Source organism: Streptomyces tropicalis (assembly GCF_029269835.1).
GTDB lineage: Bacteria > Actinomycetota > Actinomycetes > Streptomycetales > Streptomycetaceae > Streptomyces > Streptomyces tropicalis.
Window position 1 is genome coordinate 1 of the sequence record NZ_JARJBB010000010.1, and the last position, 15,561, is coordinate 15,561.

A 15,561-nucleotide genomic window follows, 5' to 3' on the forward strand; every position below is an offset into this window, starting at 1 on the left:
CCGTCAGATGGGTGCAGTGGTCGGCGCTGGCGGCGTCGAGCTCGACCGCGAGCTGCACGCCGGGGCCGTGACCGAGCTGGTTGGCGTGGATGCGCGGGTGCAGTCCCCGGGCCCGGCCGGCGGTGAGACCGGTGGCAGCCCGGCGGAGGCGGGGCGCCACAGCAGCCCGGTGGACGCGGGGCGGGGCGGCGAGGCCGGCGAACGCGCCTACACCGCCAGCAGCGGCCGGCCCTGACGCCATCTGAGGGTCTTGTCGAAGGACACCACCGTGCCCGCGCGGCCGGGGTCGGCGCCGATGTGGACGTGGTCGGCGAGGGCCTGGATCAGGCGGAGCCCGCGGCCGTGCTCGGCCTCGGCGGGGACGGGCCGGGACGCGACGAGGCAGCCCGCGGCCGGGAAGCCGGGGCCGGAGTCCGCGACCTCGATCCGGCAGCACTCCCCGTCGAGGTAGGCGGTGACCCGGTAGGCCTCGGCCACACCGCCGCACCCGCCGTGCTCGACGGCGTTCGCACACGCCTCGGTCAGGGCGACGGACAGGTCGTAGGAGATCTCGGGGTCGACACCCGCGGTCTCCATCGTGCCGAGGAGGAGCCGCCGGGCGAGCGGCACGCTCGCAGCGTCGCGCCGCAGATGGAGGGACCACCAGATGCTCATGCTCCAGCCTCCTGGCTGCGGCTCGACATACCGATACGTATTGCCCCCCGAACCGGGCCGTAAGCACGCGGTTAACGCCATATCGCCCGATCGGCGGATGCGGCAGGGCCCGGAATCGGTGTATGTAGGCCCCCCGGCGACAGACGACGATCTCGCGCCCGCACCTCAACTTGCGGACCTGCCGCACGGAACACGGGACCCCGGTGGGATGATGGGGCCGCCATGACTGCCCCCCAGCCGCGCCCCCTGCGCACCGGAGGGGATCTCCGGATCCTGCGGGCCGCGGTGTTCGCCGCGGTCTGCGTCGTGCTGGCCGCGGCCGGGCACACCATGGCCTCCTGCGCCACGGTTCCGCTGTGGACGCTGGGCGCCGGATTCCTCGGCGCGCTGCTCGTCGTGGCACCGCTCGCCGGACGCGAGCGCAGCCTGCCGGGCATCGCGGCGCTGCTCGCGGTCGGCCAGACCGTCCTGCACACCCTGTTCGGGCTGGGGCAGAGCGGCGCCATGGCCTCCGGCACGATGCCGGCCGGCGCCTCGCGCCCGATGGCCGCCATGGGCGCGCTGCCCGCGATGTCCGACGCCGCCCTGGTGCAGCGGGCGGCCCACCTGGTGTGCGGGACCACCGCGGCGGCGATCAGCCCCGCCCAGGCCCACCGCATCCTCGTGGACGCCCGGATCTACGACCGCCCGGGCCTGGGCACGGGCGCCATGCACCACCCGGCGGACGCCGTGTCCGCCGGCGGCTCGGCGGCCTCGCTGCTGCCGTCCCTGCCCATGCTGCTCGGCCACCTCCTCGCCGCCGTCGTCGCCGGATGGCTGCTGCGCCGGGGCGACCTGGCGCTGCTGCGGCTCATCCGGCTCTCGGCGCACGGAGTCGCCGAGACGGCGCTCGTGCTGTCCCTGCGCGGGGCGCTCGCCCTCGTGCGCGCGCTCTGCGCCGGTCTCCCGGCGGTGCCCGGGCCGCGCCCGCTTCCCTGGGCCGCCGGCCACGAGACACCCGTCGCTCTGATCGCCGCCGCGCTCCAGCACACGGTCGTCCGGCGCGGCCCGCCCGCCGCCTGCGCACCCCTCCTCGCTGCCTGACACGACGCGACCACCCCCACCGAGCGGAGTTCCGCCGGAGGAAGCGGCCGCCGTCGTGCGGCACGCGCACGCGTGCGCGGCCCGGGACCCGGCACCGCCGGCCGTCCCCGCGCGCCCGCCTTCCTCCTCATCCGCGTCCCGCACGTCACCCTCCAGGTTCACGTGCGGGGAACCCACTCGAAGTGGAGTGCTCCCAGCCATGAAGGCTTCCCGTCTCGCCGGCGCCGTCGCCGGTTCGGCCGTCCTCGCCCTGACCGTCCTGGCCGTGCCCGCGTCCGCGCACGTCGGCGTCCAGCCGGAGTCCACGCCCGCCAAGGGCGGCTACGCCGTCGTGGACTTCAAGGTCCCCAACGAGCGCGACAACGCCTCGACCACCAAGGTCGAGGTCACCTTCCCCGCCGACCACCCGCTGGCGTCGGTGATGCCGCAGCCGGTGGACGGCTGGAACGTGAAGGTCACCAGGACCAAGCTGGCCAAGCCGCTGGAGATGCACGGTGAGAAGATCACCGAGGCCGTCGGCAAGGTCACCTGGACCGCCGACGGCAAGGGCATCGAGCCCGGCTTCTTCCAGAAGTTCCCGGTCTCCCTCGGCGCCCTGCCCGAGGACACCGACCAGCTCGTCTTCAAGGCGCTGCAGACCTACTCGGACAACGAGGTCGTGCGCTGGATCGAGGAGCCCCGCAAGGGCCAGGCGGAGCCCGAGAACCCGGCGCCGGTGCTGCCGCTGGCCGCCGCGGCCGACGACCACCACGGCACGGCCGCCGACGGCGACGCCGCGGACGCGAAGCCCGCCGCCGCGGACGCCGCCGGCACCTCCGGCACGAAGGGCGGCAGCGACACCACCGCCCGCGTCCTCGGCGTGACCGGGATCGTCGTCGGCGCCGCCGGGGTGGCCTACGGCGTGTTCGCCGGACGCCGCCGCACCACCGCCTGACCCGCTCGTCCGCAGCGCGCGCCGGGGTCGTGCGACCCTGGCTGCCGGCCCCGGCGCGCGCCGGAGCTCTCACCACTGGGACATTTCCTATGCGCAAGAAGACGTTCGCCGCGGCCCTGCTGGTCGCCGCCGCCTCGATCACCCTGTCCGCCTGCGGCAGCGGCGAGAGCGGCTCGAGCCCCGTCTCGGTCGTCTCCGGCAACACCTCGAAGGAGGCCGCGACCGTGCTCGACCAGCCGTTCGCGAAGCCGGACCTCGTCCTCACCGACACGCACGGCCGGAAGTTCGACCTCCGCAAGGAGACCGCGGGCCGACCGACCCTGATCTACTTCGGCTACACCCACTGCCCCGACGAGTGCCCGCTGACGATGAGCAACATAGCGGTCGCCAAGAAGGCGCTGCCGCAGGCCGAGCGGGACAAGCTGCGGGTGGTGTTCGTCACCACCGACCCGCAGCGCGACACCCCCGCCGAGCTGGGCAAGTGGCTCGACGGCATCGACCCGCAGTTCATCGGGCTGACCGGCGACTTCGCCGCAATCCAGAAGGCCGCCCGGTCCGTGGGCATCTCCGTCGAGCCGACGACGAAGGACAGGAACGGCAAGCTCGTGTCCGTGCACGGCACCCAGGTCGTCGCCTTCTCCCCGAAGACCGACGGCGGCTACCTCCTCTACGGCGAGGAGACCACCGCCGACGACTACACCCGGGACCTCCCGAAGATCGTCAAGGGGGAGACCCCGTGAGGCGCGCGGCGACGGCGGCCGCGGTGACGGCCGCGGCCCTGGCCTGCGCGACGCTGGCCGGCTGCGGCACCTCCGGCTCCGGGGGCGGCAGGGCGGAACTGTCCGTCAGCGCCGCCTACATGCCCCAGCCGGTCTCGGACACCATGGCGGCGGGCTTCCTGACGATCACCAACAAGGGCGACGCACGCGACGAGCTCACCTCGGTCACGAGCGACGCCGCCGGGGACGTCACCCTGCACGAGACCGCGGGCGGGACGATGAAGCAGGCCGAGCGCCTGACCGTGCCGGCACACGGCCGGCTGGTCTTCCGCAGCGGCGGCGGCCACCTGATGTTCGAGGGCCTGAAGCGCCGGCCGCGGCAGGGCCAGACGGTCGCCGTCACGCTGCACTTCGCCGCGTCCGGACCCGTCACCGTTGAGGTGCCGGTCAGGTCCGCCACGTACACCCCCACGACCGGACACTGAGGAAGGGACCACCGTGACGCGGACCATCGCCCCCCGCCTCCGGGCTCTGGTGCTGCTGCTCCTGGCCGTCGGCGGCGCGCTGCTGGCCGGCGCCGCACCGGCCTCGGCGCATGCGGCGCTCACCGGCAGCGACCCCCAGCAGGGGGTGGTGGTCGACAAGGCGCCCACGCAGGTGTCGCTGACCTTCTCCGAGCAGGTCGCGATGAACCGGGACTCGCTGCGGGTCCTCGACCCCAAGGGCACCCGCGTCGACGTCGGCGGACCGCATCAGGTCAGCGGCACCACGTACGCGGTCCAGGTGCGCACCGGACTGCCCCGCGGCACCTACACCGTCGCCTACCAGGTGGTGTCGGCCGACAGCCACCCCGTCGGCGGCGCGTACACCTTCTCGATCGGCGCGCCCTCCCGCACGTCCGTCGCCGTCGGCGGCCAGGACGTCGGCGGCGGACCGGTCGGGCTGCTCTACGCGATCGGCCGGTACGTGTCGTACGCCGGCTTCGTGGTGCTGGCGGGCGGGGCCGCCTTCGTGCTGGCCTGCTGGCGGCGCGGGGCGGGGGTGCGGGCCGTGCAGCGGCTCGTCGTCTCCGGCTGGGTCGCGCTCACCGCGGCCACCCTCGCCCTGCTGCTCCTGCGCGGTGCCTACACCACCTCGGGCAGGTTCGGGGACGTCCTCGACCTGGGCCTGCTCGGGCAGGTGCTGCAGACCAAGACGGGCGCCGCCCTCGTCTCCCGGCTGATGCTGCTCGCCGCGGCCGCACTCTTCGTCGCGGTGCTCTTCGGGTCTCACGACAAGCGGGACGACGACGAGAAGCGGGATCTGACCTTCGGCCTCGCGATCGGCGGCGGTGTCGTGGCCGCGGGGCTCGCGGCGAGCTGGGCGATGGCCGAGCACGCCTCGACCGGGCTCCAGCCGGGCATCGCCATGCCGGTCGACGTCGTCCACCTGCTGGCCGTCGCGGCCTGGCTCGGCGGACTGGCCACCCTGCTCGTCGCGCTCCACCGGGCGCCCGCCGACACCCCGGTCGGGAGCGAGGCCGTGCACCGCTTCTCCCGGGTCGCCTTCGGTTCCGTCCTGGCGCTGATCGCGACCGGCACCTACCAGAGCTGGCGCCAGCTCGGTTCCTGGTCGGCCTTCACCGGGACCCGCTACGGGCAGCTGCTCCTGGTCAAGATCCTCCTCGTGGTCGTGCTGGTCGGCATCGCCCGGACCTCGCGGCGGTGGACGCTGCGGCTGATCGCGGCCGCCCCGCCCACCGCTGAGCGGGCCGGCGAACGGGAGCGGACGAAGGAGCCCGTGGGCGCGCGGGGGGCCGCGGCCCGGACCGGGGCCACGGCCCCCACGGAGAGCACCGCCGACCCGGCGGCCGCGACCGGCACCGACACCGGCACCACCGCTGCGGCGGGCTCCGGCAGCGACTCGGCCACCGTGGCCGGAGCCGTGGCAGAGGCCGGAACCGGGGCCGAGGCCGCCTCCGACGACGGCCCCGGCCCGGACGTCGAACCCGACTCCGAACCAGGCTCCGGCGATGCCGCCGGTGCCGGGCGGGCCGAGCAGCTCGCACGGCAGCGGGCCGCCGTGGACGCGGCGCGGCGCAAGCGGCTGCGGGACGCCGACCCGAACCGCTTCGGGCTGCGCCGCTCCGTCCTCGCGGAGGCGGCTGTCGCGGTGGTGCTGCTCGCCGTCACCACCGCGCTGACGCAGACCGAACCGGGGCGCACGGAGGAGGACGCCAAGGCCGCCACCTCCGCGTCGTCGTCCTCCGCGTCGTCCTCCGCGTCGTCCTCCTCGGCGGGCGCGGTCACGCTGGACATGCCCTTCGACACCGGTGGGCCGAACGGCAGGGGCGTCGCACGGCTCGACCTCGACCCCGCGCGGGTGGGCGGCAACGAGATGCACCTCTACGTGCAGCGGCCCGACGGCCGGCCCTTCGACGTCCCCGAGGTGAAGGTCGCCCTCACCCTGGCCGCGAAGAAGATCGGGCCGCTTCCCGTGGCCCCCGACCACGTCACCACCGGGCACTGGGCGGCGAGCGGGGTGCAGATCCCCATGGCCGGCGACTGGAAGATCGCCGTGACCGTGCGGACCTCCGACATCGACCAGGTGACCGTCACCAAGAACGCGCAGATCGGCTGAACCCCACCATGCCCGACCAGTCCCCTCCGGAGGCCGCCTCCCAGCCCTCCCCGACCGCAGCGACCGCCTCCGGGGAGGCCGGCGCGGACCCCGGGCCCGCCGGTGTCTCGCGGCGGCGGCTGCTCGGCACCGCCGGGGCCGCCGGGCTGGTGCTCGGCGCCGCGGGCGGTGCGGCGGGGTACGCGGCGGCGCCGGCCGGCGCGACCCCGCTGAGTTCCGTCGGCTCGGACCGGGCGATGTTTCACGGGAAACATCAGCCCGGCATCACCGAACCCCTCCAGGCCCGGGGTCATCTCGTCGCCTTCGACCTGGCGGCGGGCACGGGCCGCCCCGGGGCCGCCGCCCTGATGCGCCGCTGGTCGGCGACGGCCGAGCGGCTGATGGCGGGCGAGCCGACCGGTCACGACGACACCGACGTGGCCCGGGACGCCGGCCCGTCGTCGCTCACGATCACCTTCGGGTTCGGACACGGCTTCTTCGACCGGACCGGCCTCCGGAAGCAGCGGCCCACCGCCCTGGACCCGCTGCCGGACTTCTCCGGCGACCGGCTCGATCCGGCGCGCAGCAACGGCGACCTGTGGGTGCAGATCGGCGCCGACGACGCGCTGGTCGCCTTCCACGCCCTGCGCGCGCTCCAGAAGGACGCGGGCGGGGCGGCCCGGCTGCGCTGGCAGATGAACGGATTCAACCGCGCCCCGGGCGCCACCGCGCACCCGATGACGGCCCGGAACCTGATGGGTCAGGTGGACGGGACGCGGAACCCGAAGCCGTCCGACACCGACTTCGACCGGCGCGTCTTCGTCCCGGCGCAGGGCGATCCGGCGTGGATGGCCGGCGGTTCCTACGCGGTCGTGCGCCGCATCCGGATGCTCCTCGACGACTGGGAGAAGCTCTCCCGCCCGGCGCAGGAGAACGTGATCGGGCGCCGCAAGGCCGACGGCGCCCCGCTGAGCGGGGGCACCGAGACGACCGCGATGGACCTGGAGAAGACCGGTCCGGGGGGCGATCTCGTGGTGCCGATCAACGCACACGCGCGGATCACGCGCCCCGACCAGAACGGGGGCGCGGCGATGCTGCGCCGCCCCTTCTCGTACCACGACGGCTTCGACACGGACGGCACACCGGACGCCGGTCTGCTCTTCGTCTGCTGGCAGGCGGACCCGCTGCGCGGGTTCGTGCCGGTGCAGCGCAAGCTGGACCGCGGGGACGCGCTGTCGCCGTTCCTCCGGCACGAGGCGAGCGGCCTGTTCGCGGTGCCGGGCGGCGCGGCGCCGGGGGAGTATGTGGGGCAGCGACTGCTGGAGGGGTGAGGAGCGGCCCGGATTCACCCACGGGAGGGGTGCCCGTGAGACGGGCCAGCCGTCCGTCCGCGCGGCCATTAGGGTGAGGGCATGCCAGCCAGCTACGCGTATCTCGGTCCCGAGGGCACCTTCACGGAAGTCGCTCTGCGCACGCTTCCCGAGGCCGCCACCCGGGAGCTGATCCCCTACGTGTCGGTGCAGTCCGCACTGGACGCGGTCCGCGCCGGCGAGGCCGAGGCCGCGTTCGTGCCGATCGAGAACTCCGTCGAGGGCGGCATCACCACGACGCTCGACGAGCTGGTCGCGGGCGCCCCGCTGATGATCTACCGCGAGGTGCTGCTGTCGATCACGTTCGCGCTGCTCGTCCGGCCGGGCACGAAGCTGTCGGACATCAAGACGGTCACCGCCCACCCGGCCGCCCAGCCGCAGGTGCGCAACTGGCTGAAGGCCCATCTCCCGGACGCCCTGTGGGAGTCGGCCGCCTCGAACGCGGATGGCGCGCGCCTGGTGCAGGAGGGCCGCTACGACGCGGCCTTCGCGGGCGAGTTCGCGGCCGCCCGCTACGGTCTCCAGGCCCTGGAGACAGGGATCCACGACGCGGAGAACGCGCAGACCCGGTTCGTCCTGGTCGGCCGGCCGGCCCGGCCCGCGGCGCCGACGGGGGCGGACAAGACCTCGGTGGTGCTCTGGCAGCGCGACGACCATCCGGGCGGGCTGCGCGACCTGCTGGGCGAGTTCGCCTCCCGCGGCATCAACCTGATGCTGCTGCAGTCCCGTCCGACCGGCGCCGGCATCGGCAACTACTGCTTCTGCATCGACGCCGAGGGCCACATCGCCGACCGTCGGATGACGGAGGCGCTGCGGGGCCTGAAGCGGATCTGCCTCCAGGTGCGCTATCTCGGCTCGTATCCGAGGGCGGACGCCGGGACGGCGGACGTCAGGGCCCCGCTGCCCTGGACGTCGGACGAGGAGTTCGTGGCGGCCGCGGACTGGGTCGCGCGCTGCCAGGACGGACGGTTCTAGATCCCCCTTGACGGTGGGAACGAGGACGGACGGCCTGGCCCGGCCGGGGGTGAGTTATCCACAGAAGTTATCCACAGGCGCACCTCTCGACCTGGGGACAAGTCGACACCGAAGTGCCACTCAGTCGACAAATCGCCCTACAGCCCTCCCCCTCGTCCACCACCACGCGCCTCACCCTTCGTCCACCTGTTTCCTTCGGTTCACCTTTTGAAGCGACCCCTTTCCACCCGAAAGTGGGTGTCCCACGCGTTTGGGCTGGGAATTCTTCCCTCCGGGCCAGCCTTCCGGAGTGATCAATTCCGAAATCCACAGATCTTCCGCACAGCCTGTGGATAACTCCTCGGGGGTGATCGACTCCTGTGGACAAGCGGACTGCCAAGTCCCGCTTCCCACAAGGAAATCCGGTCAACGCAGCGCCCGGAACTGCCCCGTTCCAGGGAGTCGGGCCCACTTTCTTGACACGTTGCGCAATTCCGCCATAACGGTAGGTAAGCCGCGCTTCGGAATACTGGGTCGTGGACCGGAACGCGGCACCGGTAGCCTTGGCCGCGTGATTGACCTTCGCCTGCTCCGTGAGGACCCCGACCGTGTGCGCGCCTCGCAGCGCGCCCGTGGAGAGGACGTCGCGCTCGTCGACTCCCTCCTGTCTGCCGACGAGCGGCGCAGGTCGTCCGGCGTCCGCTTCGACGAACTGCGTGCCGAGCAGAAGTCCCTCGGCAAGCTCATCCCCAAGGCCGGCGCGGACGAGAAGGCCGAACTGCTGAAGCGGGCGAGCCAGCTCGCCGCCGACGTCAAGGCCGCCGACGCCGAGCGCGACGCGGCCGACACCGAGACCCAGGAGCTCCTCCAGCAGCTCGGCAACCTGGTCCACCCCGACGTCCCGGTCGGCGGCGAGGAGGACTTCGTCACGCTGGAGAAGCACGGCACGATCCGCGACTTCGACGCCGAGGGCTTCGCGCCCAAGGACCACCTGGAGCTCGGCCAGCTGCTCGGCGCGATCGACGTCGAGCGCGGCGCGAAGGTCTCCGGCTCCCGCTTCTACTTCCTCACCGGCATCGGCGCCCTGCTGGAGCTCGCCCTGGTGAACGCGGCGATGGCGCAGGCCACCGCCGCCGGCTTCACGCCGATGCTGACCCCGGCGCTGGTCCGCCCGCAGTCGATGGCCGGCACCGGCTTCCTGGGTCAGGCCGCCCAGGACGTCTACCACCTGGAGCGGGACGACCTGTACCTGGTCGGCACGTCCGAGGTCGCGCTGGCCGCGTACCACATGGACGAGATCATCGACGCCGAGCGGCTGCCGCTGCGCTACGCCGGCTTCTCGCCCTGCTTCCGCCGCGAGGCCGGTTCGCACGGCAAGGACACCAAGGGCATCTTCCGGGTCCACCAGTTCGACAAGGTCGAGATGTTCACCTACGTCTCCCCCGAGGACTCGGAGGCCGAGCACCGGCGCCTGCTGGAGTGGGAGAAGCAGTGGCTGACCTCGCTGGAGCTGCCGTTCCGCGTGATCGACGTCGCCACGGGTGACCTCGGTGCCTCGGCGGCCCGCAAGTTCGACTGCGAGGCGTGGATCCCGACCCAGGGCAAGTACCGCGAGCTGACCTCGACCTCGGACTGCACCGAGTTCCAGTCGCGCCGGCTGCAGATCCGCGTCCGCGAGGGCAAGACCGTCCGGCCGCTGGCCACGCTCAACGGCACGCTGTGCGCCGTCCCGCGCACCATCGTGGCGATCCTGGAGAACCACCAGCAGGCCGACGGCTCCGTGCGGGTGCCGAAGGTGCTCCAGCCCTACCTCGGCGGCCGGGAGGTCCTGGCCCCGGTGGCCGGGTGAGCGCCGCCGAGGCGTTCCCGTACCGGCTGGTCGCGACCGATCTCGACGGGACACTGCTGCGCGGGGACGAGACCGTCTCCGCGCGCACCCGTGACGCGCTCGCCGCGGCCACCGCGGCCGGTGCGGCGCACCTCGTCGTCACCGGGCGCGCGGTCCCCTGGACCCGGCACGTCCTCGACGACCTGGGCTACCGCGGTCTCGCGGTCTGCGGCCAGGGCGCCCAGGTCTACGACGCCGGGGAGCACCGCCTGCTGACCTCGGTGACCCTGGACCGGAAGCTGGCCGCGGTGGCCCTCGCCAAGATCGAGGCCGAGACCGGTCCGCTGCGCCTGGCGGCCAGCCGGGACGGTCTGGACGGCGAGGTGCTGGTGGGTCCGGGCTACGCGGTCACGGGCACGCTCCCGGCGACCCCGTTCACCGACGTGTCGGACCTGTGGGCTGCGCCGCTGAACAAGATCTACGTGCAGCATCCGCGGCTGTCGGACGACGAGCTGGCCGACGTGGCCGGCCGTACCGCGGGAGGCTTCGTCTCGGTCACCGTGGCCGGCGAGGGCATCGTCGAGCTGCTCCCCCTCGGCCTGTCCAAGGCCACGGGCCTGTCCCTGGCGGCCCGCCGCCTGGGCGCGAAGGCCGCCGACACCCTCGCCTTCGGCGACATGCCCAACGACGTCCCCATGTTCGCCTGGGCGTCCCGCGGCGTGGCCATGGCCAACGCCCACGAGGAGCTGAAGGCGGTGGCGGACGAGGTGACGGCGTCGAACGAGGACGACGGCATCGCGGTGGTGCTGGAGCGGTTGCTGGCCTGAGCCGGGCCGGCGGCCGCGTCCGGGTGACGGGGCCGCGGAGGATGCACGGATCGAACGTGCGCGGGCCTTCCGGCCCGACCTCGGCTCAGTGAGCCGGTGCCTTCCCACTCGGCCAATCCTCCGGGTGAGCGGCCCACGCGACGACGGATCGCGTGCTCGAAGCGGCCGCCCCGGGCGGCTCCGCGTGCGGGGCGGGCTCGACGGAGCCGGTGTGGTCACCGTCGCTCCGGAGTCCGCCGCGGGCGCCCCGCCGGGAGCCCGGCGAACGCCGCACGGCGGCGTCGCCCAGCTCCACTCCCCGTCTGCGGTGCCGGTCTCCCGGCCCCGTGTGCAGGACCACTGTGCCCGGATGCGGGGCCGGGCCGCCACCGGTTTTACGGGGCGGCGGACCGTCGCGCGCCGGCTCCGGACCGGGCGCCCGGTCTGCGGACGCCCGGGGCGGGACCCGCTACCGCCGGCGCCATCCGCGGCGGCGGACCTTGCTGAAGAACCAGCCCACGGGCGGCTCGTCGGAGCGCCAGGGCTGCGGCTCGGGCCGCTCGCGGCGCCAGCGCGCGGCGAGCATCCGGGCGCGGGCGGACGGCTCGGTGGTGTCCGCGGACCTCACGAAGTCCTCGTCCAGCACCACGTCGTCCCAGCCGGTGTCCCGGCCGGCGTCCGCTCGGGCGTCCGGGCCGCCGTCCGGGCCGCCGTCCGGGCCGCCCGACCGACCCGTGGGACCGGTCCGCGCGGGCCCGTCGCTCCGCGGTGTCTCGCGTGTCATCTCCGCCCTCCCGGGACGTCCGTCCGCTGTCCCCCAGTGTGCGGGCCGGGGGGGTGAAGCCCCCGTCAAGACCGCGCGCCGCCCGCCCGGGAGGCCGGGCTCACTCCTCCCCGGCCAGCGTCAGCGACCGCAGCTTCCGCCCGGCGTACCAGGTGGCGAGCACGGTCACCGCCGCCAGCAGCACCGTCGCGGTGGGCAGTCCGACGTCGGAGGTCACCAGGTCCCCGCCCGTGACCTTGTGCGCCACGGCCAGCGACCACTGCTGGACGCTGAGGGTGCGCGCCCCGGGCACCAGGGAGCCGAACAGCGCCTCCCAGACCAGGGCGTAGACGAGACCGAGGACGACGGCGTGCCGGGACACCGTGCCCAGCAGCAGGAAGAGCGCGGCGTACGCGATCGAGGCGACCAGCGCGGCCACCGTGTAGGCCACCGCGATCTGCTGCCCGTTGCCGTTGAGGATCAGGCCCGCCAGGAGCGTGGGTACCGCGGAGAACACCATCGTGACCGCGATCGCCACGATCAGCTTCGTGAGGATGATCGTCGGCCGCTTCAGCGGCTTGGACAGCAGGTACACCACCGAGCCGTCGTCGATCTCCGGGCCGATCGCCCCGGTGCCCGCGACGACGCCGACGAGCGGCACCATCGTGGCGAGCGCGAAGCCGCCGAGGACGTTCACCGCCGTCTGGTCGTCGGCGCCGGCGAGGAGGCGCACGGCGGTGGCGATCACGAGCAGCAGCAGCGGCAGCGCGCCGAGGATGAGGGCCCGCCGGCGGCCGAGCAGGCCGCGGTAGGTGAGCCGGGCGACTGTGGGGTCGTACATCTTCGGCCTCCTACGCCGCGACCAGATAAGAAAAGACGGACTCGAGGGACTCGTCGGACGGCGAGACCGCGAGCAGGCGGATGCCGTGCTCCTTCGCCACCCGTGGGAGCAGCGCCGTGAAGCGGCCGAAGTCGACGGCCTGGATCCGCAGCGCGCCCTCGGCGACGTCGACCTCGATGCCCGACGTCGACGGGTCGGCGATCAGCGCGGCCGCGAGGGCGCGGTCGTCGCTGGAGCGCACCAGGTAGCGGTGCGGGCGGTCGGTCATCAGGCGGCGGATGCGGCGGAAGTCGCCGCTGGCCGCGTGCCGTCCGGCGACGACCACCTCGACGTGCCGGGCGAGCTGCTCCACCTCCTCCAGGATGTGGGAGGAGAACAGCACGGTGCGGCCCTCGTCGCCCATGCGCCGCAGCAGCTCCATCAACTGCATGCGCTGGCGCGGGTCCATGCCGTTGAACGGTTCGTCGAGCAGCAGCAGCGAGGGGTCGTGGACGAGCGCGGAGGCCATCTTCACGCGCTGCCGCATGCCCTTGGAGTAGGTGGCGATCTTCCGGTCCTGCGCGTACTCCATCTCCACGGTGGCGAGGGCGCGCTGGGCGGCCTTCGCACCGAGGCCGTGGAGTTCGGCGTTGGCGACGACGAACTCCCGCCCGGTGAGGACGTCGTACATGGCCTCCCGCTCGGGGACGACGCCGATGTGCCGGTAGATCTGCTCGTTGCGCCACACCGGCTGCCCGTCGAGGGTGACCGAGCCGGTGGAGGGGGCGAGGAAGCCGCCCATCATGTTGATCAGGGTGGACTTTCCGGCGCCGTTGGGGCCGAGCAGGCCGGTGACGCCGGGGCCGATCGTCATGGTGACGTCGTTGACGGCGACCACGTTGCCGAACCAGCGGGAGACGTGGTCGATGCTGAGGGTCGTCACAGTCCCACCTTCTTGTAGCGGCGCATCAGGAGGCCGTAGCACGCGGCGATCAGGCCGAGGACGACGAGGACGTAGACCGCGCCCTGCGCGGTGGAGGGGCCGGCGCCGGTGCCGCCGGGGAACGAGGTGGTGGCGCCGAGGAACGCCGTCTGCACGCCGTCGATGAGGGTGACCGGCGAGAAGAGGCCGATCCAGGCGACGGCGCCGGTGCTGCCCTGCGCGTCGGCGATGGCCTGCAGGGTGGAGACGGCGCCGGCGGAGATGGTCAGGACCGCGATGACGGCGGCGATGCCGAAGCCTCGGCGCGGGGTGACGGCGGCGATCACGAGGCCGATGCCGGCCAGGAGCAGCGAGAGCAGTGCCACGGAGACCAGCCCCTCGGCGAATCCCTTCGTCTGGTCGGCGAAGTCGAGCTTGGCCAGCAGCGCGCCGACATAGAGGACGAGCAGCGGTGCGGCGGTCAGGACGAAGAGCGCCGACGCCAGCGCCGCGTACTTGGCGCGGACGTAGTCGGAGGTCTCGATGGGCCGTGAGAAGTACAGCGGCACGGTCTTGAAGCGCAGGTCGCGCGAGACCGACTGCGGTGCCTGCGAGGCCACGTACAGGCCGATCACGGCCTGCATGAGGATGGCGTAGCGCGTGTAGTCGACGGGCAGGGACTTCATCTTCGTGGCGACGGCCACGGCGACCATGATGGCCGCGGGCACGCACATCACCACGAACAGCAGCATCGGCAGCACCTTGGACTTCAGCGAGCGGCCGAGGCCGTAGGCGCCGCGCAGGGACTGCGAGTACAGGGAGCGACGGGCGTAGCCGCGGCCGAGGCGGGGGCCGTCGTAGCCGCGGTAGCCGATGTCGTGGATGCGGCTGCGGTCGCCCGCCGGGGCGTCCGGGGACCGCAGGGGCTGCTCAACCGCCATGGCGGACCGCCTCCTCGGGCTGTGCGTCGCGCTGTGCGTGGTCGTCCCGGAAGACCTCCGAGATGTGGTGGCGGCGCTGCTCCATGCGCACCAGGCCGAGGCCGAGGTCCGCGATGACGTCCCGGACCAGGTCGTAGGTCTGCTCGCCCTCGGCGGTGAGCAGCAGGACGTGTCCGGCGCCGGGCAGGCCGGCGCCGTCCTCGGTGCGCACCCCGCGCGCCAGCAGCGCCTCGCGCACCGCGCGGGTGCCGTCGGGGTGCTCGTCGGTGTCGGTGACCTCGATCGCGAGCGTGGTCGTGGTGCGGGTGAAGTCGGTGGTGGAGCTGGAGCGCAGGAGCGCGCCGCCGTCGACCACGACGACGTGGTCGCAGGTGCGCTCCAGTTCGCCCAGGAGGTGCGAGGTGACCAGGACGGAGATGCCGAAGTCGGTGTGGATGCGCCGGATCAGGCCGAGCATCTCGTCGCGGCCGACCGGGTCCAGGCCGTTGGTCGGCTCGTCGAGGAAGACCAGCTGCGGGTCGTGGACCAGGGCCTGGGCGAGCTTCACGCGCTGCTTCATGCCGGTGGAGTAACCGCCGATGGGGCGGTAGCGCTCCTCGTACAGGCCGACGTGGCGCAGGGTGTCCGCGGTGCGCTCGCGGGCGGCGGCCGGCGGGAGGCCGGACATGCGGGCCATGTGGACGACGAACTCGGTGGCCGAGACGTCCGGCGGCAGGCAGTCGTGCTCCGGCATGTAGCCGACGCGCTCACGGATGGCGGCGCCCTCGGTGGCCACGTCGAGGCCGAGCACCTCGGCGCGGCCCTCCGTGGCGGGGGACAGACCCAGCAGGATCTTGATCAGTGTGGACTTGCCGGCCCCGTTGGCGCCGACGAGCCCGGTCACACCGGGGCCGACGTCCACGGACAGCCGGTCAAGCGCGGTCACCCGGGGGAACCGCTTGCTCAGGCTTTCGGTCACGATCACAGTCACACCCCCGACGGTAGTGACGGCCGGGCGGGCGGTCGTCAGACCGCAGAGCCGTCTTGGGGTCAGCCTCCAGTCGTACGGGACGTCGGGGATCCCCCTGAGGTCGCGGACCGGGCGGGCGGCCGCGGGCGCCCGCGGCACCCACTATTGACGCGGGATCTAACAAGTGCCAGAGTCGCGGCGTCGGATGACGGACACGTAC

At 73.5% G+C, this 15,561-nt stretch carries 14 protein-coding genes, 1 tRNA gene and 2 pseudogenes; 9 read left to right on the forward strand and 8 right to left on the reverse strand.

Features of this window, described 5'->3' with window-relative positions:
- Positions 1–127: pseudogene (locus tag P3H78_RS19885) on the reverse strand (imidazolonepropionase); the annotation flags it as partial.
- Positions 128–207: 80 nt separating this feature from the next.
- Complete coding sequence (locus P3H78_RS19890; protein WP_276110414.1) at positions 208–654, reverse strand: ATP-binding protein; 447 nt, start codon at positions 652–654, stop codon at positions 208–210.
- Positions 655–876: 222 nt separating this feature from the next.
- Between P3H78_RS19890 and P3H78_RS19895 the strand changes: the two genes are divergently transcribed.
- From P3H78_RS19895 to P3H78_RS19935, 9 genes are all read left to right on the forward strand, one after another.
- A complete protein-coding gene (locus tag P3H78_RS19895) occupies positions 877–1,737 on the forward strand; it encodes a hypothetical protein (RefSeq protein ID WP_276110415.1) in 861 nt (286 codons plus the stop codon).
- Between the two features lie 199 nt (positions 1,738–1,936).
- Complete coding sequence (locus P3H78_RS19900) at positions 1,937–2,671, forward strand: YcnI family copper-binding membrane protein (protein WP_276110416.1); 735 nt, start codon at positions 1,937–1,939, stop codon at positions 2,669–2,671.
- Positions 2,672–2,760: 89 nt separating this feature from the next.
- On the forward strand, positions 2,761–3,411 hold the full coding sequence (locus P3H78_RS19905) for an SCO family protein (protein WP_276110417.1): 651 nt from the start codon (positions 2,761–2,763) through the stop codon (positions 3,409–3,411).
- The gene (locus P3H78_RS19910) at positions 3,408–3,875 is read left to right on the forward strand and encodes a copper chaperone PCu(A)C (RefSeq protein WP_276110418.1); all 468 of its coding nucleotides are present in this window, start codon (positions 3,408–3,410) and stop codon (positions 3,873–3,875) included. Before P3H78_RS19905 ends, P3H78_RS19910 begins: the two co-directional genes overlap by 4 nt.
- 13 nt (positions 3,876–3,888) lie before the next feature.
- Positions 3,889–6,009, forward strand: coding sequence for a copper resistance CopC/CopD family protein (locus P3H78_RS19915; protein WP_276110419.1), 2,121 nt, complete (start codon positions 3,889–3,891; stop codon positions 6,007–6,009).
- 8 nt (positions 6,010–6,017) lie between these two features.
- Entirely contained in the window at positions 6,018–7,319 is a 1,302-nt protein-coding gene (gene efeB / locus P3H78_RS19920) for an iron uptake transporter deferrochelatase/peroxidase subunit (protein ID WP_276110420.1), read from the forward strand.
- Between the two features lie 81 nt (positions 7,320–7,400).
- Positions 7,401–8,333, forward strand: a complete 933-nt coding sequence (gene pheA, locus P3H78_RS19925; protein WP_276110422.1) for a prephenate dehydratase — start codon at positions 7,401–7,403, stop codon at positions 8,331–8,333.
- A gap of 550 nt (positions 8,334–8,883) precedes the next feature.
- Positions 8,884–10,161, forward strand: a complete 1,278-nt coding sequence (gene serS / locus P3H78_RS19930; RefSeq protein ID WP_276110423.1) for a serine--tRNA ligase — start codon at positions 8,884–8,886, stop codon at positions 10,159–10,161.
- The gene (locus P3H78_RS19935) at positions 10,158–10,967 is read left to right on the forward strand and encodes an HAD family hydrolase (protein WP_276110424.1); all 810 of its coding nucleotides are present in this window, start codon (positions 10,158–10,160) and stop codon (positions 10,965–10,967) included. The genes serS and P3H78_RS19935 overlap by 4 nt, the downstream gene beginning before the upstream one ends.
- A 35-nt stretch (positions 10,968–11,002) precedes the next feature.
- Here the strand turns inward: P3H78_RS19935 and P3H78_RS19940 are convergent.
- The 6 genes and pseudogenes from P3H78_RS19940 to P3H78_RS19965 all read right to left on the reverse strand — a co-directional run bounded on the left by P3H78_RS19940 (position 11,003) and on the right by P3H78_RS19965 (position 15,401).
- Positions 11,003–11,089 (reverse strand) — tRNA-Ser (locus tag P3H78_RS19940).
- Between the two features lie 326 nt (positions 11,090–11,415).
- Positions 11,416–11,622: pseudogene (locus P3H78_RS19945) on the reverse strand (SGM_3592 family protein); the annotation flags it as partial.
- A gap of 208 nt (positions 11,623–11,830) precedes the next feature.
- The gene (locus tag P3H78_RS19950; RefSeq protein ID WP_276110425.1) at positions 11,831–12,550 is read right to left on the reverse strand and encodes an ABC transporter permease subunit; all 720 of its coding nucleotides are present in this window, start codon (positions 12,548–12,550) and stop codon (positions 11,831–11,833) included.
- A 10-nt stretch (positions 12,551–12,560) separates the two neighbouring features.
- Positions 12,561–13,472: an ABC transporter ATP-binding protein gene (locus P3H78_RS19955; RefSeq protein WP_276110426.1), complete on the reverse strand. Its 912-nt coding sequence runs from the start codon at positions 13,470–13,472 to the stop codon at positions 12,561–12,563.
- Positions 13,469–14,392: an ABC transporter permease gene (locus tag P3H78_RS19960; RefSeq protein ID WP_276110427.1), complete on the reverse strand. Its 924-nt coding sequence runs from the start codon at positions 14,390–14,392 to the stop codon at positions 13,469–13,471. The genes P3H78_RS19955 and P3H78_RS19960 overlap by 4 nt, the downstream gene beginning before the upstream one ends.
- Positions 14,382–15,401, reverse strand: coding sequence for an ABC transporter ATP-binding protein (locus tag P3H78_RS19965; RefSeq protein WP_438828002.1), 1,020 nt, complete (start codon positions 15,399–15,401; stop codon positions 14,382–14,384). The genes P3H78_RS19960 and P3H78_RS19965 overlap by 11 nt, the downstream gene beginning before the upstream one ends.
- Positions 15,402–15,561 lie beyond the last annotated feature (160 nt).